Here is a 21,336-nt window from a genome sequence, read left to right as displayed (position 1 = left end):
GCCCGGGGTCGACGACGTTAGGCTGGGTGAATACCCAGCTACACGCAAAGGACGCGGAGAGGCGGGGGTGCGCTTGTTGCTGCATGTCGATCTGGATCAGTTTCAGGCGGCGGTGGAATTTCGCCGTCACCCGGAACTGCGGGGCCGCCCGGTCATCGTGGGCGGCAACGGGGATCCGGACGAGCCTCGCAAGGTCGTGACCTGCGCGTCGTATCCGGCGCGCGGCTACGGGGTGCACGCCGGGATGCCGCTGCGCACCGCGGCCCGCAAATGCCCGGACGCGATATTCCTCCCGCTGGACATGGCCACCTACTCCGAGGCGTCCGAGGAGGTGATGGATCTGCTGCGCACCTTCCCGGTCCGGGTGGAGGTGCTCGGCTGGGACGAGGCGTTCCTGGCCGCCGATACCGACGATCCCGAACAGTTGGCCCGCGAGATCCGCAGCGCCATCGAGGAATTGGATCTGACCTGCGCAATCGGCCTCGGGGACAACAAGCTTCGGGCGAAACTCGCCACCGGATTCGCCAAATCCGTGGGTAAGAGCGGCGATTCGGCGCAGGAGGTCTCCGATGCGCGAACCGGAATCTTCCGGCTCACCGCCGAGAACTGGTCCGAGCTGATGGCGCACCGCCCGACCAGCGCACTGTGGGGTATCGGCTCGCGCATCGCCAAACGGCTGGCCGACCTGGGGATAACCACCGTCGCCGAACTCGCCGCGGCGGACCGGCAGGTGCTCGCCGCCGAATTCGGTCCCAGCACGGGACCGTATCTGTGGCTGCTGGGCCGCGGTGCGGGCGATACGGACGTGGTCACCGAGCCGCGAATTCCGGTGGGCCACAGCAAATCCGAGACCTTCCCGCACGACCTCACCGAACGCGCCGAGCTGGATGCCGCGGTGCTGCGGCTGGCGACCGCGGTGGCCGAGGAGGTCGCCGAGACCGGACGCGTCACCGTGCGGGTGGGAGTCACGGTGCGCACCAACACCTTCTACACTCGCACCAAACAGCGCAAACTCCCCGAACCGACGACCGATGTGGCCGAGATCGGGCAGGTCGCGCTGGAGATCCTGGGTCGCTTCGAGTTGGACCGGCCCATCCGCCTGCTCGGTGTCCGCCTGGAACTGCTGCCGGAATAGCCCTCCCGACTCTCCGCACGGTATGCGCCGTATGTCACATTGGATGCGGACGCAATGGAGAGGGAGCCCTCATGAGCCAGTACCAGACGATCGAGTTCGAGCGCACCGGAAATATCGCTCGGATCACCCTGAACCGGCCGAAGGCGGCCAACGGAATCGATCATGTTCTCGGCCGCGAGCTGGCGGAGGTGGCATCCCTGATCGCCGACGATCCCGAGCTGAAGGTCGTCACGCTGACCGGCTCGGGCCGGTTCTTCTGCGCGGGCGGCGATCTGAAGGCGATGGCGGCGCAGGAGAGCGGCGCGGGAACCTACGTCAAGCATCTGGCGGACAATCTGCACGCGGCGATCTCGTCGTTCGCGCGGATGGAGGCGCTGCTGATCGTCGCGGTGAACGGCACCGCTGCAGGTGCGGGCTTCAGCCTCGCGGTGACCGGTGACGTGGTGGTCGCCGCCGAATCGGCCGCGTTCACCATGGCCTACACCAAGGCGGGCCTGAGCCCCGACGGCGGCGCGTCCTACTACCTGCCCCGGCTGATCGGCCTGCGCCGCACCCAGGAACTGATGTACTTCAACCGCACCCTGTCCGCGGCCGAGGCCCTGGACTGGAATCTGCTGCACCGCGTCGTCCCCGACGCCGACCTCACCGCCACCGTCGAGGAACTGGCCGCCCAGTTCGCCGCAGGTCCCCGGCACAGCAACGCCAATGTCAAGAAACTCCTGCTGGTCAGCCCCGACCACACCCTCGAGGAACAGCTCGCCCGCGAAGCCTCCTTCATCTCCACCGTCGCCGATGACGCCGACGGCACCGAGGGAATCGCCGCCTTCCTGGACAAACGCGCCCCGAAGTTCAACTGAGCCGCGCGCCCGCACGGTGCGTGCGGGCACGCATCCGGTCGCGCGGTAGTGGGCATCGATCACAACCGACGGATTCGGAAATCGCCACTAGGGTGGGTTGCCATGGATGTCGCTTCTGCCGGATCGTCGGAGGCGGTGTCCACATCGCAGGTGACCGATACGGTGCGTCGGGGGTGGGTGCGCGGGCCGTTGGCGGCGGCTGTCGGACTCATCGTGGTGCAGCTGGTAGTTCGAGGGTGGGTGGCCGGGCGGGGCTTCTTCTACTGGGACGATCTGATTCTCTCCGGGCGTGCGGGGCGGTTTCCGCTGTTCTCGGCGAATCTGCTGCTGTACGACCACGACGGGCATTTCATGCCCGCGGCGTTCGCCGTCGCCTGGGTGATCACGCGGCTGGGACCGTATGTGTGGGCCGGTCCGGTGATCTCGATGCTGGTGTTGCAGCTGATCGCCTCGGCCGCGGTGTTGCGGATGTTGCTGGTGCTGACCTCGCCCGAGTACGGGACGGGTGGCGCCCGGGTGGCTCGCCGCGCTCGGTGGACGATTCTGATCCCGCTGGCGTTCTACCTGTTCTGCCCCCTGACGTTGCCCGCGTTCGCCTGGTGGTCCGCGGCGCTGAACGCGTTGCCGCTGCAGATCGCGCTGGCCTGGTTCGTGGGGGATGCGCTGCTGCTGATCCGGACCGGGCGGGCCCGGTACGCGGTGTCCGGCTGTGTGGTGCTGGTGGTGGCGCTGCTGTTCTTCGAGAAGTCGGTGATCGTGCCGTTCGTGGCCTTCGTCGTGGCGGGGCTGGTCCGGTACGTCGACGGCGGCGATCGCGCGATCCGCACGGTCGCGCGGCGCGGGGCGCGGTTGTGGATCGGCTCCGCGGCGGTGCTGATGTGCTGGGGCGCAATCTATCTCACGGTGGTGCGCGTCTCGGCGGTGCGCAGTACCCCGGCGGGGGTGCGGGCGCTGCTGCATCACGCGATATCGCGCGGCATCGTGCCCGCGCTGGTGGGCGGGCCGTGGAGTTGGGAGCGGTGGGTGCCCTCGACCCCGTGGGCGGTACCGCCCGCCTGGGCGGTGGTACTGGCCTGGCTGATCGTCGGCACGGTCGTGCTGTATTCGATCCGGACCCGGCGTCGGGTGTGGCCGGTCTGGCTGGCCGTGGTGGTCTACGTGCTGGCCGCGCAGCTGCCGGTGGCGCTGATCCGGGGCGGGCCGAACACCACCGACGAGCTGACCCAATCGCTGCGCTACCTCGCGGATCTGGCCGTTCCGCTGACCGTCGCCGGGGCCCTGCTGCTGCGGGCCGGGCCGCGGCGGGCGGATCGGCCCGGGGTGCGGCCGCCGATCGTGGTCGCGCTGGTGGCGGTGTTCGTGGTGAGCAGTCTGTGGTCGACGATCACCTTCAGCCGATCCTGGTCCGTCAACCCGACCCGGGACTATCTCACCACCGCGAAATCCGAGCTGGCCGCCGGCGGCCCACCCCTGCTCGAACAGGAGGTGCCGTGGAAGGTGCTGAACCCCTTGGCATATCCGCTGAACCGGATCAGCGTGGCCCTGTCCCCCCTCGCACCCGCGACGATGTTCGCGCACGCCACGCCCCACCTGCGGATGATCACCGATGACGGCCGAATCGTCGACGCCCAGGTCTGGTGGAACCGGGGCATCCGCCGCGGTCCGGTCCGCGGTTGCGGCTACGCGATATCCGGTGCCCAGCCGATCCCGATCCCCCTCGACGGCCCGATGATCGACAATGCCTGGACCGCCCAGCTCAACTACCTGGCCAGTCGTGACGGACACATCACCGTCGCCCTGGAACACGGTGAAACCATCGTGGCTCCGGTCCGTGCGGGCCTGAACACGGTCTACGTCCGCGTCATCGGCGGCGGCACCCTGCTGCGCATCGGCGCTCCCACACCGGGTTTGCATCTGTGCCTGGGCGCGGGCCCGGTCGGCGTCGCTTCCTATTCCCGGTGAGCGGTCGCGCGGATTCGCAGCCCGAGGGACCGCCGCGAGCGTCGCCCGACGGGCGTGGCCGCCCTATGCTCGGACCCATGGCGTTCTGGGCGATGGTGGCACACGAGACGGGCGACGGGGTCGCGCTGGCGCGCGAGGAGGTCGGCGACGACTTCCTCGGGCCGGGCACGGTGACGATCAAGGTGCACTATTCGAGTGCGAACTTCAAGGACGGGCTGGCGATCACGCCCGGCGGCGGGGTGGTGCGCAACTATCCGATCATCCCGGGAATCGACATCATCGGTGAGGTGTCCGCGTCGGAGGATCCGGCGTTCGCACCCGGCGATCGGGTGATCGCGCACGGCTACGACATCGGCGTCGCACACCACGGCGGATTCGCCGAATACGCCCGGGTTCCGGCCGAATGGGTGGTCGGACTCGACAGTCTCACCCCGCGCGAGGCCGCGGCGCTGGGCACCGCCGGATTCACCGCGGCGATGAGTGTGCAGGCGCTCCTGGATCGCGGCCTGACCCCCGATGCCGGTCCGGTCCTGGTCACCGGCGCGACCGGCGGCGTCGGCAGCGTCGCGGTCGACATCCTGGCCGGGCTCGGTTTCGAGGTGGTCGCCTCCACCGGGAAAACCGATGCGGGCGAGCGGCTTTCGGCACTCGGCGCGAAGTCGGTGATCGGTCGTCTGCCCGAGGATCCCGAGGCGAAGATCCGTCCGCTCGGCAAAGCACAGTGGGCCGCCGCGGTGGACAGCGTCGGCGGCAAATCCCTCGCCTACATACTCAGCACGATCGAATACGGCGGCGCGGCCGCGGTCAGCGGACTCACCGGCGGCACCGGCCTGCCCACCACGGTCATGCCCTTCATCCTGCGCGGCGTCGCGCTGCTCGGCATCGATTCGGTGCAGTTCCCGATCGAGCAGCGCCGTGCCCTGTGGACCCGCCTGGGCAAGGACCTCAAACCGCGGCATCTGTCCGAGGTGGAGAACTACGCCCCGATCACCGAGGCCGAGTCGGTGCTGCGCGCCATCCGGGAGGGGCAGCACTCGGGTCGCACGGTTCTGGGCGTCGCCGGGGAGTTCTGAGTCGCCGAATCAGTTTTGGACAGATAGATCCAAAACCTGTTAGGGTCGTGCCGTGGCGCGACCCAAGCAGTTCGACGAGACGCAGGCGGTGGACGCGGCGATGCGCGCGTTCTGGTCCGCGGGCTACGAGGGAACCTCGACGCAAGATCTCTGTGCCGCAACAGGTCTGGGGCGCAGCAGCATCTACAACACCTTCGTCAGCAAGCGTGATCTGTTCGAACGCGCGCTGCGCCGGTACATGGCCGAGAAGAACGCCGGTGTCTTCGAGGTGCTCGACGGTCCGGGTTCGGCCGCGGACAAGGTGCGGGCACTGCTGTGGCAGGTCGTCGACTCGCCCGAGGGTGATCCGCTCGGCTGTCTGGTGGTGAACGCGACCGTCGAATTCGGCCTGCGCGATGACGAGATGGCCGCCCTGCTGGCGGCCGACCGCGACCGGCGTCTGGCCGCGCTGGTCGCGACGCTCGCGGCCGGGCAGCATGCCGGTGAGATCGACAAGTCCAGGGCCCCCGCCGATCTGGCGCAATTCGTCGTCGCGACGATCGGCGGTATGCGGGTCGCCGCGCGCGGCGGTGCGTCTCGCGAGACCCTGGTCGGGATCGCGACCGTCGCACTGAGTTGCCTGTGATCGGTATCCGCTGACCGCGAACCGCTGAGTCGCGCCTTCCGGCGCAACCGAATCCACTCCTCGAACTTCACCTGCCCGAGTTTTGTACTGAACATTCTAAAACTGGAGGATCACCCGATGCCGTTGGCCGTCTACATCCTGGGCCTGTCCATATTCGCCCAGGGCACTTCGGAACTCATGCTCACCGGTCTGCTCACCGAGATATCCGGTGACCTGGGTGTTTCCGTACCGCAGGCCGGACTGCTGATCTCGGCCTTCGCCCTGGGCATGCTGATCGGCGCACCGGTTCTGGCCGTCGCGACGCAACGCTGGTCCCGCCGCACCGCACTGCTGGCATTCCTCGCGGTCTTCGTCCTCGCGCAGATCGTCGATGCGCTGACCTCGGACTACTGGGTGCTGTTCGCCGCGCGTATGGTCGGCGCCTTCGTGTACGCCGGATTCTGGGCGGTGGCCTCCGCGACGGCGGTCGGCCTGGTGCCCGCGGATATGCGCGGCCGGGCGATGAGCATCGTCGCGGGCGGATTGACCGTCGCGACGGTCGTCGGGCTGCCCGCGGGCACCTTCATCGGCCAGCATTTCGGCTGGCGCGGGGCATTCTGGACGGTGGCCGCGATGTCGGTGCTCGCGATGTTCGGCGTACTGGCCAAGGTGCCCGGTGGACGTCCCGATACGGTCCCGCGCGTCGGCAGGGAAATCCGGGCACTGGTATCGGGTCCGGTCCTGCTGCTGTACGGAACGACCACGGTGGCCACCGCCGCACTACTGGTCAGCTTCGGATACCTCGGCACCCTGCTGACCGAGACGACGCGACTGTCCGCCGGCTGGGTGCCCGTCGTCCTGGCGCTCTACGGGATCGGCTCGGTACTCGGCATCGCCGTCGGCGGCCGGACCGCCGACGCCCACCCGACTCGCACTCTCGCCCTGGGTATCACGGGCGTCTGCCTCGCCTCGGGACTCCTGGCGATCTTCGCGCACCAGGCCATCGTGACGACGATCCTGGCATTCCTGTTGGGGGCCTTCGGTTTCGGCATCAACCCCGTCCTCAACAGCCGCGTGTTCACCCTCGCCCCCGAGGCCGCCACCCTCGGTGCGGCGGGCAATGTCGCCTCCTTCAACGTCGGCATCACCGCAGGCCCCTGGCTCGGCGGCCTGGCCATCACCGCGGGCATGGGCTATCCCTCGATCGGCTGGATCGGCCTGGCCCTGGGCCTTGCCGCTCTCGCCCTGGTCGCGGTCTCCTTCACCCTGGAACGCCGCACCGCCCCCGCGCCCACCCCGCAGGACCTCGCCCCGGCCGACGCGTGATGTCGCCCGCGTATGCCCACCCCGGAACAGGCTCAACCCCAGGCGATCTCGGCGACTTCCGTCGAGATTGCCTGGATTGGTATCGATTACAGGCAATCCTGCGGGACGGCTCGCCGCCGGAACAACGGCACGTACTGCCCGACCGTGGCGCCCGCGACCACGACCCAGGCCGCCAGCGCCACCCATGCTTCGGCCCGCCCGAACGTGACCATCCACGATTCCCCCACCGCCAGACCGAATTCGCGGGTCCCGACGCCGTGCATGCCGATCGGGAACACGATGCTCCACAGCGCCGGATCGAAGCCCCGGCGGAAGTGTTCGATCACGTATCGCCAGACCCCGGCGATCAGCAGTGCGGGAATCAGCCAGGTACCGAATGCCCACAGCACCACGCCCGCGCCGATCAGCATCGGATGGGTCAGCGAGACCACGTGATCGGATGTGCGGTCGATGAGTTCGGCGGCGGCCAGGACGCTGATCGCGGTGGCGCCCATGAAGATCCAGTAGGGCGGCACCAGGGTCGCGGGGATGAGCTCCTTGGCGAACAGCGCGCCGAGCACCAGCGCCGCCACGATGCCGTACAGCACGGTGCCGACCGACCAGGCCAGCAGTGCGGGGGTGGCGAACCGGTGCGCCCACGGCGCGGGCAGGGCGCTGGCGGCCACGGCCAGCGATTGGGTGCCGACCACCCACAGCAGCCAGGTGCCGTCCGCGCCGGTCATCCCCACAGCGGTGTTGTGGTGCACCATGAATCCGGCCGGAATCAGATAGCAGAGAATGAGCCAGGCGATCGTGGCCACGGCCAGCAGAGCCAGTGCCGCGGCCGCCATGCCGTGGCTGCTCAGTCCGGTGGACAGCACCCCGGCCCCGGCGACGAAGGTCAGACAGGTGAATCCCGACCGACGGATTCCCGGCGTCGGCCGCCATCTCGCGCGGATGGCGAATCGCCCGGGCAACCATGGCGATCGTCAGTCCGGCGAAGGCCAGCAGGCCGATGATCAGCAGTGTGTCGCCGCCCCATTGCCAGCCGGCGCCCGAGACTGCGCGCGCGACGATGCCGGTGGCCATCACCGAGGCGAACCAGGCGGGCTTCAGATTTCGCAGGGATGCGGCACGGTCGTCGTCCGACTCATCCGCGCGCGCCAGTCTGACATGCGATGACGAGGTATCCGCAGCCCGCCGCGCAGCCCACCGCCGGAAAGTTGCCAAATATTCGCCGCGCGAACGATACAGTCGGTCGAGGTGGTGCCCGCCCCGACGGTCGAAAGGATCGCAACACCATGGCGGAACCGGACGCACTGATTCTCGAGACGGGCAAGTACTTCCATCGGGGCGACAACTCACCCGATCTGCACAGCGTCGTATATCGCGGCGGCACCGAGGGCGACGTCTTCTACCGCGACCGCTGGAGTCACGACAAGATCGTCTACTCCACGCACGGCGTGAACTGCACCGGATCCTGCCGCTGGAAGGTGTACGTCAAGGACGGCATCATCACCTGGGAGACGCAGGCGACCGATTATCCGTCGGTGGGCCCGGACCGCCCGGAGTACGAGCCGCGCGGCTGTCCGCGCGGTGCGTCCTTCTCCTGGTACACCTATTCCCCGACCCGCGTGCGCTATCCGTACATCCGCGGCGTCCTGCTGGACATGTATCGCAAGGCCAGAAAGCGCACCGGGGATCCGGTGCTGGCCTGGGCGGAGATCCAGTCCGATGCGGCCCGGCGACTGGAATATCAACAGGCCCGGGGCAAGGGCGGGCTGGTGCGCGCGCAGTGGGACGAGGCGCTGGAGATCATCGCCGCCGCACATGTGCACACGATCGCCACGCACGGCCCGGACCGGATCGCCGGATTCTCCCCGATCCCGGCCATGTCGATGGTCTCGCATGCGGCGGGCGCGCGATTCATGGCGTTGATCGGCGCGCCGATGCTGTCCTTCTACGACTGGTACGCCGATCTGCCGGTGGCCTCGCCGCAGGTGTTCGGCGATCAGACCGACGTCCCCGAATCGGGCGACTGGTGGGATGCGGCCTATCTGATCATGTGGGGTTCGAACGTCCCGGTCACCCGAACCCCGGACGCGCACTGGATGGCCGAGGCCCGCTATCGCGGTCAGAAGGTCGTCGTGGTCGCACCGGATTACGCCGACAACGCGAAATTCGCCGATCAGTGGTTGCATCCGCATCCGGGCACCGATGCCGCGCTGGCCACGGCGATGGGGCATGTGATCCTGCGCGAATGTTTCGTGGATCGGCAGGTCCCGTTCTTCACCGATTACGTGCGCCGGTTCACCGATCTGCCCTTCCTGGTCATGCTCGAGGAACACGAGGATGCCTGGGTGCCGGGCAAATTCGTGCGCGCGGCCGACATCGGCGACACCAGCGAGGAAGCGGAGTGGAAAACCGTTGTGCTGGACGAGAATACCGGTGAACCCGCGGTGCCGCCCGGATCGCTCGGCTTCCGCTGGTCCGAATCCGGTGCGGGACACTGGAATCTGGACCTGGGCTCGATCGTCCCGGTACTGACCCTGTACGGCCGCGGCGACGGCGTGCCGGTGTTGTTGCCGCGCTTCGACACCGACGGCGGCGCGGACGCCCAGAGTCGCGGCGAGGTGCTGCGACGCGGCGTGCCCGCGCGACGCCTGAGCCCGGACGGTCCGCTGGTCACCACCGTCTTCGACCTGCTGCTGGCCGGCTACGGCGTCGGACGCGGCGAGTTGCCCGGCGACTGGCCCGAGTCCTACGACGATCCGGCCGGTCCCGGCACTCCCGCCTGGCAGGAGGAACATACTTCGGTCCCGGCCGCGGCGTGTATCCGGATCGCCCGGGAATTCGCGGCCACCGCGGAGAAGTCGCGCGGCCGGTGCATGATCCTGATGGGCGCGGGCACCAACCACTGGTTCCACTCCGAGACGATCTATCGAACATTTCTGGCGTTGTTGCAGCTCACCGGATGTCAGGGTCGTAACGGCGGCGGGTGGGCGCATTACGTCGGCCAGGAGAAGGTGCGGCCGTTCACCGGATGGGCCACTCTCGCCGGTGCGATCGACTGGGCGCGTCCGGCCCGCCAGGCCATCGGCACCGGGCACTGGTTCGTGCACACCGATCAGTGGCGGTACGACCGGTTCACCGCCGATACCCTGGCCTCACCGCTGGGCGCCGGACGTTTCGCGGGGATGACCGCGATCGACTGCCTGGCCCAGGCCACCCGGCTGGGCTGGATGCCGTCCTATCCGACCTTCGACCGCAATCCGCTCGAACTCGGCGAGGGAGAACACGCGGTCGGCCGGGCGGTCAACGAAATCCTCTCCGGCACCTTGAAATTCGCCATCGAGGATCCGGACGACCCGCGCAACTGGCCGCGGGTGCTGATGCTGTGGCGGGCCAATCTGCTCGGCTCCTCGGCCAAGGGCGCGGAATATTTCACGAAACATCTGCTGGGCACCCAGTCCTCGCTGTCCGCGCAGGAGCCACCCCGGCGATCGCGTCCGCGAGATGTGCGGTGGCACAACGAGGCCCCCGAGGGAAAGTTGGATCTGCTGGTCTCCCTGGACTTCCGGATGACCTCCTCGACGCTGCTGTCGGATATCACGCTGCCCGCGGCGACCTGGTACGAGAAACACGATCTGTCCTCCACCGATATGCACCCGTTCGTGCACTCGTTCTCCCCCGCGGTCGATCCGCCCTGGCAGGCGCGCACCGATTTCGAGATCTTCCGCGCGCTGGCCGATCGGCTCAGCGAACTGGCCCGCGAACATCTCGGTGTCCGGCACGATCTGGTGGCCACGGCGCTACAGCACGACACACCAGGGGAAATGGCGCAACCGGGCGGCGTGGTGCGGGACTGGCGGCGAGGTGAATGCGCGCCGGTGCCCGGCCGCACCTTTCCGACGCTCACCGTCGTCGAACGTGACTACACCGCGATCGGAGCCAAATTCGCGGCGCTGGGACCGCTGGTGGAGGAACTCGGCCTGCCGGTGAAGGGGATCGCCCTGCGACCCGACGCGGAGGTCGCCTATCTGGGCTCGCTCAACGGCGTGGTCGAATCGGGTCCGGCGGCGGGACGTCCGCGCATCGAGACCGCGGTGCACGCGGCCGACACCATTCTGTCGCTGTCCGGAACCACCAACGGCCACTTGGCAACTCAGGGCTTCCGCACGCTCGAGCGCCGCACCGGGCAGCCGATGGCCGACCTGGCCGCCGAGCACGAGGGCAAGCGGGTGCACTACGCCGACACCCAGTCCGCACCCGTTCCGGTGATCACCTCGCCGGAGTGGTCGGGCAGTGAGACCGGCGGCCGCCGGTACACCGCCTTCACCCAGAACGTCGAGCAGCTCAGACCGTGGCACACCCTGACCGGACGGCAGCAGTTCTTCCTGGACCACGACTGGATGTCCGAGGTCGGCGAATGTCTGCCGGTCTATCGTCCGCCGCTGGACATGAGCCGGTTGTTCGGCGAACCCGAACTCGGGCCCGACGGTCAGCGCCAGGTCACCGTCCGCTACCTCACCCCGCACAACAAGTGGTCGATCCACTCCGAATACCAGGACAACCTGTTCATGCTCTCGCTCTCGCGCGGCGGACAGGTGATCTGGATGTCGCCGCCGGACGCCGAATCGATCGGGGTGGCGGACAACGACTGGATCGAGGCGGTGAACCGCAACGGCGTCGTGGTGGCCCGCGCGGTCGTCTCGCATCGGATGCCCGCGGGCACCGTCTACATGCATCACGCGCAGGAGCGCACGGTGAACGTCCCGCGCACCGAACACACCGGACGTCGCGGCGGGATACACAACTCGCTGACCCGGCTGCTGCTCAAACCGACCCACCTCATCGGCGGTTATGCCCAATTGTGCTGGGGGTTCAACTATTTCGGGCCGACCGGGAATCAACGTGACGAGGTGACCGTGATCCGCCGCCGCTCCCAGGAGGTGCAGTACCGATGAAACCGATGGCGCAGCTGGCAATGGTGATGAATCTGGACAAGTGCATCGGGTGTCACACCTGCTCGGTGACGTGCAAACAGACCTGGACCAATCGCGGCGGCATGGAGTACGCCTGGTTCAACAATGTGGAAACCCGTCCGGGACTGGGATATCCGCGCCGGTACGAGGATCAGGACCGCTGGCGCGGCGGCTGGACGCTGGACCGGCGCGGCCGATTGAAGTTGAAGGCCGGCGGTCGGCTGCGAAAGCTGTTGTCCATCTTCGGAAATCCGGTGCTGCCGGTGATCCGGGACTACTACGAGCCATGGAGCTACGACTATCGCGCGCTGACCGAGGCGCCGCTCGGTGACGATTATCCGGTCGCGCCGCCGCGTTCGCTGTTGTCGGGCAAGCCGATGCGGATCGAGTGGAGCGCCAACTGGGACGACAACCTCGGCGGCGCCACCGAATTCGGCGACCAGGATCCGATCGTCCGCAAGGTTCGCGAAACCGCCTCGGAAAAGGTGAAATTCGAGTTCGAGCAGACGTTCATGTTCTATCTGCCGCGGATCTGCGAACACTGCCTGAATCCGGCATGCGTGGCCTCGTGCCCGTCCGGTGCGCTGTACAAGCGCGGTGAGGACGGCATCGTGCTGGTCGATCAGGACCGCTGCCGCGGCTGGCGGATGTGCGTGACGGGGTGTCCGTACAAGAAGATCTACTTCAACCACAAGACCGGCAAGGCCGAGAAGTGCACGCTGTGCTATCCGCGGATGGAGGTCGGGCTGCCGACGGTGTGTTCGGAGACCTGCGTCGGGCGGCTGCGGTATCTGGGCGTGGTGCTCTACGACGCGGACCGCGTGACCGAGGCGGCCTCGACCCCGTCGGACACCGATCTCTACGAGGCGCAGCTGGGTGTTTTCCTGGATCCGGAGGATCCGCAGGTGCGGCACGAGGCCGAGCGGGCCGGAATTCCGGCGGACTGGATCGATGCCGCCCGCCGCTCGCCGGTGCACGCGCTGATCAGCAAATATCGTGTCGCGCTTCCGCTGCATCCGGAATTTCGCACCATGCCGATGGTCTGGTACGTCCCGCCGCTGTCGCCGGTGGTCGATTCGCTGTCCGAGACCGGATTCGACGGCGAGGACGCCGGACATCTTTTCGGCGCGATCGATTCGCTGCGTATTCCGATGGAATATCTGGCCGAGCTGTTCACCGCGGGCGATGTGGTCCCGGTCAAGGATGCGCTGGCCCGGCTCGCGGCCATGCGTTCGTATCACCGCGACATCAATCTCGGCGATGCACCCGATGAATCGATTCCCGAGGCGGTCGGCATGACCGGCGCCGAACTGCGGGAGATGTTCCGGCTGCTGGCGATCGCCAAATACGATGAGCGCTATGTGATTCCGACCGCGGCCGCGGGCGAGGCGCAGCAGCTCGAGGAAGCCATGCTGCCCGACGGGTGCAGTCTGGACTACGACGGCGGTCCCGGCATGGGCGCGACCGGTCCGCTCGGGGACGATTCCGGGCGAAAGTTGTTGCCGCTCATGACGGTCGAGAACTTCCATCTGCTGCGTCGGCGGCAGACCGCCGATGAGGACCATCGATGAACGGTCATTCGGTTCCGGTGTTGTACCAGGCCGCCGCGCACTGCCTGGACTATCCCGACGATCGCCTCTTCGAGAGATTGCCGCTGTTCAGCGCGGGTGCGCCCGCGCTGCGGCCGTTCCTCGAACGCGCCGCCACCCTCGGGCGGGCCGCGCTGTGCGAGCAGTACGTGCAGGTCTTCGATTTCCACAACCGGCACTGCCTGCATCTGACCTGGTGGCAGGACGGCGATACGCGTCGGCGCGGCGGTTCGCTGGCCCGGCTCAAGCAGATCTATCGCGAGCACGGGATGCAGTTGCGCGACACCGAACTGCCCGACTACCTGCCCGTCATCCTCGAATTCTGCGCTGCCACCGGATCTTCCGATCTGCTGCTGGAGCATCGGCCGGGTCTGGAACTGCTGCGTCTGGCGCTGGACGAGGTCGACACGCCGTATGTGCACGTCCTGAACGCGCTGTGCTCGAGCCTGCCCGGCCCGACGCCGCGCGATCGCGCCGCCGCGCGTGCGCTGGCGCGGTCCGGTCCGGCCACCGAGACCGTCGGCCTGTCCCCCTACGGTCATCTCGATCTACTGCCCGTGCTCGGCAACGGAGGTCACTGATGCAGGTATTCCTCTGGGGCGCACTGCCCTACATCGCCCTGATATCGCTGATCGGCGGATTGTTCTGGCGGCACCGCTACGACAAGTTCGGCTGGACCACCCGATCCTCCGAACCTTACGAATCGCGGCTGCTCAACATCGCCTCGCCGATGTTCCACTACGGCATCCTGTTCGTCCTGGTCGGCCATCTCATGGGTCTGTTCATCCCCGAAAGCTGGACCAGCGCACTGGGGTTGGGTGAATATCAATACCATCTGCTGTCCCTGATCGGCGGCACGATCGCGGGTGTGCTCGCCATCGCCGGTGTGCTGCTGCTGGTCCTGCGCCGCCGCACCCACGCGCCGGTGTTCCGCGCGACGACCCGCAACGACAAGGTGATGTACCTGTTCCTGCTCTCGGCGATCTTCCTGGGCCTGTTCGCCGAACTCACCCACTCGACCCTCTCGCACGGCTACGACTACCGCACCACCGTCGCCCCCTGGGTCCGGCACATCTTCATCCTCGATCCCAGCCCCGCCCTGATGAGTTCGGTCCCGGTCGCCTATCAGGTCCACGCCGTGATCGGCATGCTCCTGATCGCGCTGGTCCCGTTCACCCGCCTGGTCCACATGTTCAGCGCCCCGGTGCAATACCTGTTCCGTCCCTACATCGTCTACCGCTACCGCGATCCGAAGCAGGCCGCCGGGGAACGCGCTGCGCGGCGCGGCTGGGAACCGATCGAAAGCTGAAGTCCCCCTTTATCCTCGGTCGTACCACGACCGGTTGCGCGAGCTTCGTCTACAGCCTCGAACGGGATCTGATCTGACAGACCCCCTTCGGCTTCGTCGTCGACCGTTTCCGCTGTGGGTGAACGCGCTTCCCGCCCGGAACACTTGAGCTGAACCTTTGTTGAGGTTCTAGTGTCGGTGGGTCGGTGTTGGATGGCCGGTGGAAGGGAGCTGGGTGGATGACGATCGAATCGGTGGCCTGGAGTCAGATGTATCGGCAGGCCGGTGCGCCGGATGGGCGGCGCGGGTTCAGCGGTGCGACGGCTCGGCGGATGTTGCGGTTCGCCCGGCCACATCGGACGTTGCTGATCGGATTTCTGGTGTTCAGCGTCGTGTCGGCGGTGCTGGAGGTGGCCAATCCGCTGCTGGCCGGACGGGTGGTCGATCACATCGTCGGGCATTCCGCGGCGCGGGTGGTGGTGCTGCTGGCGGTGGCGATCGGTGCGCTCGCCGTGGTCGACGCGGCGCTGGGCATCGTGATCCGGTGGCTGTCCTCCAGGATCGGCGAGGGGTTGATCCTGGATCTGCGCACGGCGGTATTCGACCACGTGCAGAAGATGCCGATCGCCTTCTTCACCCGCACCCGTACCGGTGCGCTGGTGAGTCGGCTCAACAGCGATGTGATCGGTGCGCAGCGGGCGTTCAGCACCACGCTCTCGGGCGTGGTCACCAATATCGTCACGCTGTTGCTCACCGTCGTGGTGATGGTGCAGCTGTCCTGGCAGATCACGGTGCTGGCGTTGATCATGTTGCCGCTGTTCATGATTCCGGCGCGGCGGATGGGTGCCCGGGTGGCGGCGATCCAGCGGGAGGGCGCGCAGCTCAACGCGGCGATGAGTACGCAGATGACCGAGCGTTTCTCCGCACCCGGCGCGACGCTGGTGAAGCTGTTCGGGCGGCCGCAGCACGAGTCGGCGGAATTCGCCCTGCGTGCCGGGCGCGTGCGCGATATCGGCGTGCGAACCGCGATGTTGCAGACCACCTTCGTGACCGCGCTGACGCTGGTGTCGGCGTTGGCGGTGGCGCTGGTCTACGGACTCGGCGGCTGGTTCGCACTGCACGGTCAGTTGAACGCCGGTGCGGTGGTATCACTTTCGCTGCTGCTGACCAGGCTCTACACCCCGCTGACCGCCTTGGCCAGCGCCCGGGTGGACATCATGTCCGCGCTGGTCAGTTTCGAGCGGGTCTTCGAGATCCTCGATCTCGAGCCGCTCATCCAGGATGCGCCCGATGCGAGCGAGGTCCCGCCGGGCCCGGTCACGGTGGAGTTCGACGACGTGCGGTTCGGATATCCGGCGGCGGACAAGGTGTCGCTGGCCTCGCTCGAGGATGTCGCCACCCTCGACACCCGCGGTGGCGAGGAGGTGCTGCACGGGATTTCGCTGCGGGCCGAGCCCGGCCAGATGATCGCGCTGGTCGGTTCCTCGGGAGCCGGTAAATCGACCATCGCACAACTGGTTTCACGCCTCTACGACGTGGATTCGGGCGCGGTCCGGTTGAACGGAGCCGATGTGCGCGAGCTGACCGGTCGATCCATTCAGGCCGCGGTCGGGCTGGTCACCCAGGACGGACATCTGTTCCACGACACCATCGGCGCCAATCTGCGGCTGGCCCGTCCCGCCGCGACCGATGCGGAGATCTGGGATGCGTTGCGGCGCGCCAGATTGGGCGATCTGATCGACTCGCTGCCCGACGGGCTGGACACCGTCGTCGGCGAGCGCGGGTACCGCCTGTCCGGTGGTGAACGGCAACGTCTCACCATCGCTCGCCTCCTGCTCGAACAGCCCCGCGTGGTGGTGCTGGACGAGGCCACCGCCTCCCTGGACTCCACCTCCGAGGCAGCCGTGCAGGAAGCCGTGGCCGAGGTGCTGACCGGCCGCACCGCGCTGGTCATCGCGCACCGCCTGTCCACCATTCGCAACGCCGACCAGATCCTGGTCGTGGAATCCGGGCAGATCATCGAACGGGGCACCCACACCGATCTGCTCGCTCGCGATGGCCGGTATGCCGAGCTGTATCACACCCAATTCGCCGACGAGGGTGACTCGGTCGCCGCATGAGTGAAGGTATCGGCACCGACAGGGCCGTCGGACCGGGGGCGGGATCGGGGATCGGAGAAGCTGTAGGACTCAGCGCATAGGCTCGGTCTCATGCAGGCGATCCAGTACGACGAAATCGGTGGGCCCGAGGTGTTGCGGCTGGTCGAGGTGCCGATACCCGAACCGGCGGGTGCGCTGGTGCGGGTATCGGTGCGCGCGGCGGGGGTGAATCCGGCGGACTGGAAGATTCGGCAGGGGATGATGCCCGGTCCGGACTTTCCGCGCCGGGCCGGATTCGAGATCGCCGGAGTCGTGGACGCGGCCGGTCCCGAGGCCGCCTGGCGGGTGGGTGACGAGGTCATCGGCTGGGCGGTGGGCGGCGGCTATGCGGAATTCGCGCTGGCCGAACGCCTGGTCGCCAAACCCGCCGAGCTGTCCTTCCCCGACGCCGTCGCGATCCCGGTCGCGGCCAACACCGCGGGTGGCGGTCTCGAGCAGCTGGGTCTGAAACCCGACGAGACGCTGCTGGTGAACGGCGCGTCGGGTGCGGTCGGTTCGATGGCCGCGCAGCTGGCGCGTGCCGCGGGCGTCCGGGTGATCGGCACGGCCTCCGCGGCGAATCAGGACGTCGTGCGCTCCTTCGGCGCCGCGCCCACCACCTACGGTGCGGGCGTCGTCGACCGGGTGCGCGCCCTGGCTCCCCACGGCATCGATGCCGTATTCGACTGTGCCGGACACGGATTCCTCGACGCCGCCATCGAACTGCGCGGTGGCACCGGCCGCATCATCACCATCGCCGACGGTGCGGCCGCCGAGAAGGGCATCACCTTCTACTCCCGCCCCAGCGGCCCGCTCGACAGCGTGGTCGAGGCCGCCCGCCTGCTCGCCATGGACGCCATCCGCCTGCCCGCCCCGGCCCGCATCTTCCCGCTCGCCGAAGCCGCAGCGGCCCAACGGGAAAGCGAATCGGGTCACGGCCTCGGCAAGATCGTGCTGGTCACGGCTGGCTGAGCGGGCACCGGCAGCAGCGGCTTTCTCCTCGCCGCTGCTACGGCGTCACCCAACGGCGGAGGGTGTCGACGGTGTTCTCCGGCGAGGTGTTGAAACAGAAACGGATACCGGGAGCCACTTCGGTGACCACGTTGACGATCTGCTCGAACAGCAGCGTGTAGCTGACGTTGGCGCGGATACCCGCGCCGATCATGACCAGGCCGAACGGGCCGTCGGCGAGGTGTTCGCGGATTCGGGTCTCGGCCTGCGCGGGGTCGGCGGGGATCTGGCAGGACACCGCGTCGAATCCGGCAGCGCGCAGGGCCGCGTTACCGGCCTCGATGCGCGCGGTCAGGGTGGCCTCGTCCAGGTCCGGGAGTTTGCTGTAATCGAGCGCATTGGGGTGGAGGCCGATCATCAGGATGCGCTCGGTGGAGATCTGCACCCGTTCGACGGTACGCCGGATGTGGATGTGCACCCGGCGGTGGGACGTGCGCGCCGCAGGTCGGAGTCGCGCACCGACCCCGCATAGGCTGATTCCATGACCGATTCGTGGCTGCGGGCGCTGGAGAGCAGGATCGACGGCGAGGTCGACGCCGGTGAGCGGCGGCGTGCGGAATACGCCTCGGATGCCTCGAACTACCGGGTGCCGCCCGCGGCGGTGGTCTTTCCACGCGGTGATGCGGATGTGGCCGCGGTGCTGACGGCGGCGCGGGACCGCGGGGTTCCGGTGACCGCGCGCGGTGCGGGAACGTCGGTGGCGGGCAATGCGATCGGCGCCGGTCTGATACTCGACTTCAGCAGGCATATGTCCGCGATCCTCGAGATCGATACCGAAAAATCTTGTGCCCGAGTGCAACCCGGAGTCGTGCTCGGGACGTTGCAGCGCCGGGCCGGGGCGTCCGGATTGCGCTTCGGGCCGGACCCGTCCACGCAGAATCGCTGCACCCTGGGCGGAATGATCGGGAACAACGCGTGCGGGCCGCATGCGATGGCCTGGGGCCGGACCTCGGATTCCGTGCGTGAGCTGCGGATACTCGACGGCACCGGAACCGAGCGAACCCTCGGCGCGGGACTGTCCGCGGTACCCGGCCTGGACGAATTCGCCCGAGCCCGGCTCGCGGTGATCCGCACCGAACTGGGGCGCTTCGAGCGGCAGGCCTCGGGCTACGGCCTGGAACATCTGCTGCCCGAACGTGATCCCTCCGCCGCGCGCGCGTTCGTCGGCACCGAGGGCACCTGCGGCCTGCTGCTGGAGGCGTCGGTGACGCTGGTCCCGGTGCCTCGGGCAACCGTCCTGGTGGTGCTCGGATATCCCGATATGCCCACGGCGGCAGATGATGTCGCGACGGTCACCGCGGTCGATCCGATCGCCGTGGAGGGTATCGATGCCCGGCTCGTGGACGTCGTGCGCGCCCATCGCGGCACGGTTCCCGAACTTCCCGAGGGCCGGGCCTGGCTGTTCGTCGAATGTGCGGGCGACACCGCCGACGAGGCGCACGACCGGGCGGCCGTGCTGTGCCGGACCGCGCACGCGATCGACAGCCGCATCGTCACCGATTCCGCTGTGGCAGCGGGCTTGTGGCGGATCCGTGCCGACGGCGCGGGCCTGGCCGGGCGCACCGCCGACGGTCACCCCGCCTGGCCCGGCTGGGAGGACGCCGCGGTGCCGCCCGCGAATCTCGGCGCCTACCTGCGGGATTTCGAGGAGTTGATGCGCACGCACGAGGTGGACGGATTGCTCTACGGCCATCTCGGCGACGGCTGTATCCACGTCCGGCTGGATCTGCCGATAGCCGATGCGCCGCAGCGGTTCCGGGCCTTCCTCACCGATGCCGCCGATCAGGTCGTCGAGCACGGCGGCTCGCTGTCGGGAGAACACGGTGACGGCCGCGCCCGCTCGGAATTGTTGTCGCGCATGTACTCTCCGGCTGCGCTGGACGCATTCGCCGGATTCAAGGCGCTGTTCGACCCCGATGACGTACTCAATCCGGGAGTTCTGGTGCGCCCCAGCCCGATCGACGCGGATCTGCGTCTCGCGGGACTGCGCGCGATGCCGTCCGCGGGCGGATTCGCCTTCCCCGCCGACGGCGACATCGGCACGGCCGTGCACCGCTGCGTCGGGATCGGCAAGTGCCGCGCGGACACCCGGGCGACGGGAGGTTTCATGTGCCCGTCCTATCTGGCGACCGCCGACGAAAAGGACAGCACCCGCGGGCGCGCCCGCGTCCTGCAGGAGGTCGTGCGAGGAGCGCTGGACTGGCGTTCGAACGCGGTCGCCGAATCACTGGATCTGTGCCTGTCCTGCAAGGCCTGTGATGCGGACTGTCCGGCCGGGGTCGATATGGCCACCTACAAGTCCGAGACCCTGTACCGCCGCTATCGGCGCAGGCTCCGGCCGATCGATCACTACGCGCTGGGCTGGTTGCCGCGCTGGCTGGCCCTGGGGGTGCGCATGCCCCGGGTGTTCAATGCCGTCGCCGGATTCGCGCCGCTGCGCCGGGTGGGCTTCCGTGCCGCCGGTATGGATCCCAGACGCGCGGTCCCGTCGTTGGCGGACAAGAGTTTTCGCCGCATGTGGGCCGAGCGACGTGGTGCGCGGGTGCCCGATGACGACCCGGGGGTGATGCTGTGGATCGACAGCTTCACCGATGCCTTTGATCCCGAGATCGCCTGGGCGGCAGTCGAACTCGTCGAATCGCTGGGACATCGAGTGCGCATCCCCGAACGCCGGGTGTGCTGCGGGCTCACCTGGATCAGCACCGGACAGCTCGACGGCGCACGCACACGACTACGGGCCACGCTCAGCGCCTTGGACGACCATGTTCGCGCGGGCGGCGTGGTGATCGGGCTCGAACCCTCCTGCACCGCCGCGCTTCGTTCGGATCTGCCCGCCCTGCTACCGGATGATCCCCGGGCCGAACGGACCGCGCGGGCGGTGCGAACCCTGGCGGAATTCCTCGCCGAGGATCCCGCCTGGCGTCCGCCGGATCGCAGCGGGCATACGGTTCTGGTGCAACCGCATTGTCATCACCATGCGATGACGGGATATGCCGCGGATCGCGAAATTCTCCGGAGAACGGGCGCCACGGTGACCGAAGTCGCCGGATGCTGTGGACTTGCTGGTAATTTCGGCATGCAGTACGGCCATTACGACATATCGGTCGCGGTAGCCGAGAACGGATTACTGCCCGCACTGCGCAAGGACGTCGACGCGGAGTTCCTCGCGGACGGCTTCTCCTGTCGCACCCAGGCCGGCCAGTTGGCCGATAGGTCCGCGGTCCACCTCGCGCAATTCCTGCTCGACCGCTGATGATCAACGGTGGTGCGCACCCGTCCTCGGTCACGGGTGCGCACGGTGACGGCTCAGCTCCCGAACGGCAGCGAGCCCGGTGCGATCTGGTAACCGGAGCTGCCGGCGAAGATTCCACCCCAGATGGTCAGCAGCT

The 21,336-nt window shown here is 68.1% G+C and carries 15 protein-coding genes and 1 pseudogene; 13 read left to right on the top strand and 3 right to left on the bottom strand.

Translation table 11 applies throughout. The annotated features are described in order from the left end of the window. Window positions 1-67: 67 nt before the first annotated feature. The 6 genes from ON40_RS34090 to ON40_RS34065 all read left to right on the top strand — a co-directional run bounded on the left by ON40_RS34090 (window position 68) and on the right by ON40_RS34065 (window position 6,957). Entirely contained in the window at window positions 68-1,135 is a 1,068-nt protein-coding gene (locus ON40_RS34090; protein WP_040829227.1) for a DNA polymerase IV, read from the top strand. Window positions 1,136-1,206: 71 nt separating this feature from the next. After that, the gene (locus ON40_RS34085; RefSeq protein WP_040829226.1) at window positions 1,207-1,992 is read left to right on the top strand and encodes an enoyl-CoA hydratase/isomerase family protein; all 786 of its coding nucleotides are present in this window, start codon (window positions 1,207-1,209) and stop codon (window positions 1,990-1,992) included. Between the two features lie 102 nt (window positions 1,993-2,094). After that, the gene (locus ON40_RS34080) at window positions 2,095-3,954 is read left to right on the top strand and encodes a hypothetical protein (protein ID WP_245568103.1); all 1,860 of its coding nucleotides are present in this window, start codon (window positions 2,095-2,097) and stop codon (window positions 3,952-3,954) included. Window positions 3,955-4,031: 77 nt separating this feature from the next. Next, window positions 4,032-5,027 carry an acrylyl-CoA reductase family protein gene (locus tag ON40_RS34075; RefSeq protein WP_040829391.1) on the top strand — a complete coding sequence of 332 codons (996 nt, stop codon included), beginning with the start codon at window positions 4,032-4,034 and terminating at the stop codon, window positions 5,025-5,027. 52 nt (window positions 5,028-5,079) lie between these two features. Beyond that, on the top strand, window positions 5,080-5,652 hold the full coding sequence (locus ON40_RS34070) for a TetR/AcrR family transcriptional regulator (protein WP_040829225.1): 573 nt from the start codon (window positions 5,080-5,082) through the stop codon (window positions 5,650-5,652). A gap of 117 nt (window positions 5,653-5,769) precedes the next feature. Next, entirely contained in the window at window positions 5,770-6,957 is a 1,188-nt protein-coding gene (locus ON40_RS34065; protein WP_040829224.1) for a Cmx/CmrA family chloramphenicol efflux MFS transporter, read from the top strand. Between the two features lie 86 nt (window positions 6,958-7,043). Here the strand turns inward: ON40_RS34065 and ON40_RS34060 are convergent, their stop codons facing one another. Then, window positions 7,044-7,913, bottom strand: a complete 870-nt coding sequence (locus tag ON40_RS34060; RefSeq protein WP_051193958.1) for a tellurite resistance/C4-dicarboxylate transporter family protein — start codon at window positions 7,911-7,913, stop codon at window positions 7,044-7,046. A gap of 4 nt (window positions 7,914-7,917) precedes the next feature. Continuing rightward, window positions 7,918-8,025: pseudogene (locus ON40_RS56240) on the bottom strand (hypothetical protein); the annotation flags it as partial. 212 nt (window positions 8,026-8,237) lie between these two features. Here ON40_RS56240 and ON40_RS34055 point away from each other — a divergent pair. The 6 genes from ON40_RS34055 to ON40_RS34030 all read left to right on the top strand — a co-directional run bounded on the left by ON40_RS34055 (window position 8,238) and on the right by ON40_RS34030 (window position 17,908). Further along, window positions 8,238-11,903: a nitrate reductase subunit alpha gene (locus ON40_RS34055; RefSeq protein WP_040829223.1), complete on the top strand. Its 3,666-nt coding sequence runs from the start codon at window positions 8,238-8,240 to the stop codon at window positions 11,901-11,903. Beyond that, entirely contained in the window at window positions 11,900-13,492 is a 1,593-nt protein-coding gene (gene narH, locus ON40_RS34050; protein ID WP_040829222.1) for a nitrate reductase subunit beta, read from the top strand. The genes ON40_RS34055 and narH overlap by 4 nt, the downstream gene beginning before the upstream one ends. Then, complete coding sequence (gene narJ, locus ON40_RS34045) at window positions 13,489-14,091, top strand: nitrate reductase molybdenum cofactor assembly chaperone (protein WP_040829221.1); 603 nt, start codon at window positions 13,489-13,491, stop codon at window positions 14,089-14,091. The genes narH and narJ overlap by 4 nt, the downstream gene beginning before the upstream one ends. After that, a complete protein-coding gene (gene narI / locus ON40_RS34040) occupies window positions 14,091-14,819 on the top strand; it encodes a respiratory nitrate reductase subunit gamma (RefSeq protein WP_040829220.1) in 729 nt (242 codons plus the stop codon). Before narJ ends, narI begins: the two co-directional genes overlap by 1 nt. A gap of 218 nt (window positions 14,820-15,037) precedes the next feature. Continuing rightward, window positions 15,038-16,918: an ABC transporter ATP-binding protein gene (locus tag ON40_RS34035; protein WP_040829219.1), complete on the top strand. Its 1,881-nt coding sequence runs from the start codon at window positions 15,038-15,040 to the stop codon at window positions 16,916-16,918. A gap of 90 nt (window positions 16,919-17,008) precedes the next feature. Next, a complete protein-coding gene (locus ON40_RS34030; protein ID WP_040829218.1) occupies window positions 17,009-17,908 on the top strand; it encodes an NADP-dependent oxidoreductase in 900 nt (299 codons plus the stop codon). 37 nt (window positions 17,909-17,945) lie between these two features. On the opposite strand, the gene ON40_RS34025 is transcribed toward ON40_RS34030, so the two are convergent. Then, on the bottom strand, window positions 17,946-18,332 hold the full coding sequence (locus tag ON40_RS34025; protein ID WP_218008902.1) for a hypothetical protein: 387 nt from the start codon (window positions 18,330-18,332) through the stop codon (window positions 17,946-17,948). A gap of 96 nt (window positions 18,333-18,428) precedes the next feature. On the opposite strand from ON40_RS34025, the gene ON40_RS34020 reads away from it, so the two are divergent. Further along, window positions 18,429-21,200: an FAD-binding and (Fe-S)-binding domain-containing protein gene (locus tag ON40_RS34020; protein WP_040829217.1), complete on the top strand. Its 2,772-nt coding sequence runs from the start codon at window positions 18,429-18,431 to the stop codon at window positions 21,198-21,200. The last annotated feature ends 136 nt before the right edge of the window (window positions 21,201-21,336 follow it).

Source organism: Nocardia jiangxiensis NBRC 101359 (genome assembly GCF_000308615.1).
GTDB classification, from domain to species: Bacteria; Actinomycetota; Actinomycetes; order Mycobacteriales; family Mycobacteriaceae; genus Nocardia; species Nocardia jiangxiensis.
Note: the sequence above shows the minus strand (reverse complement) of the source record. Positions and strands in the feature narration are given on the sequence as shown.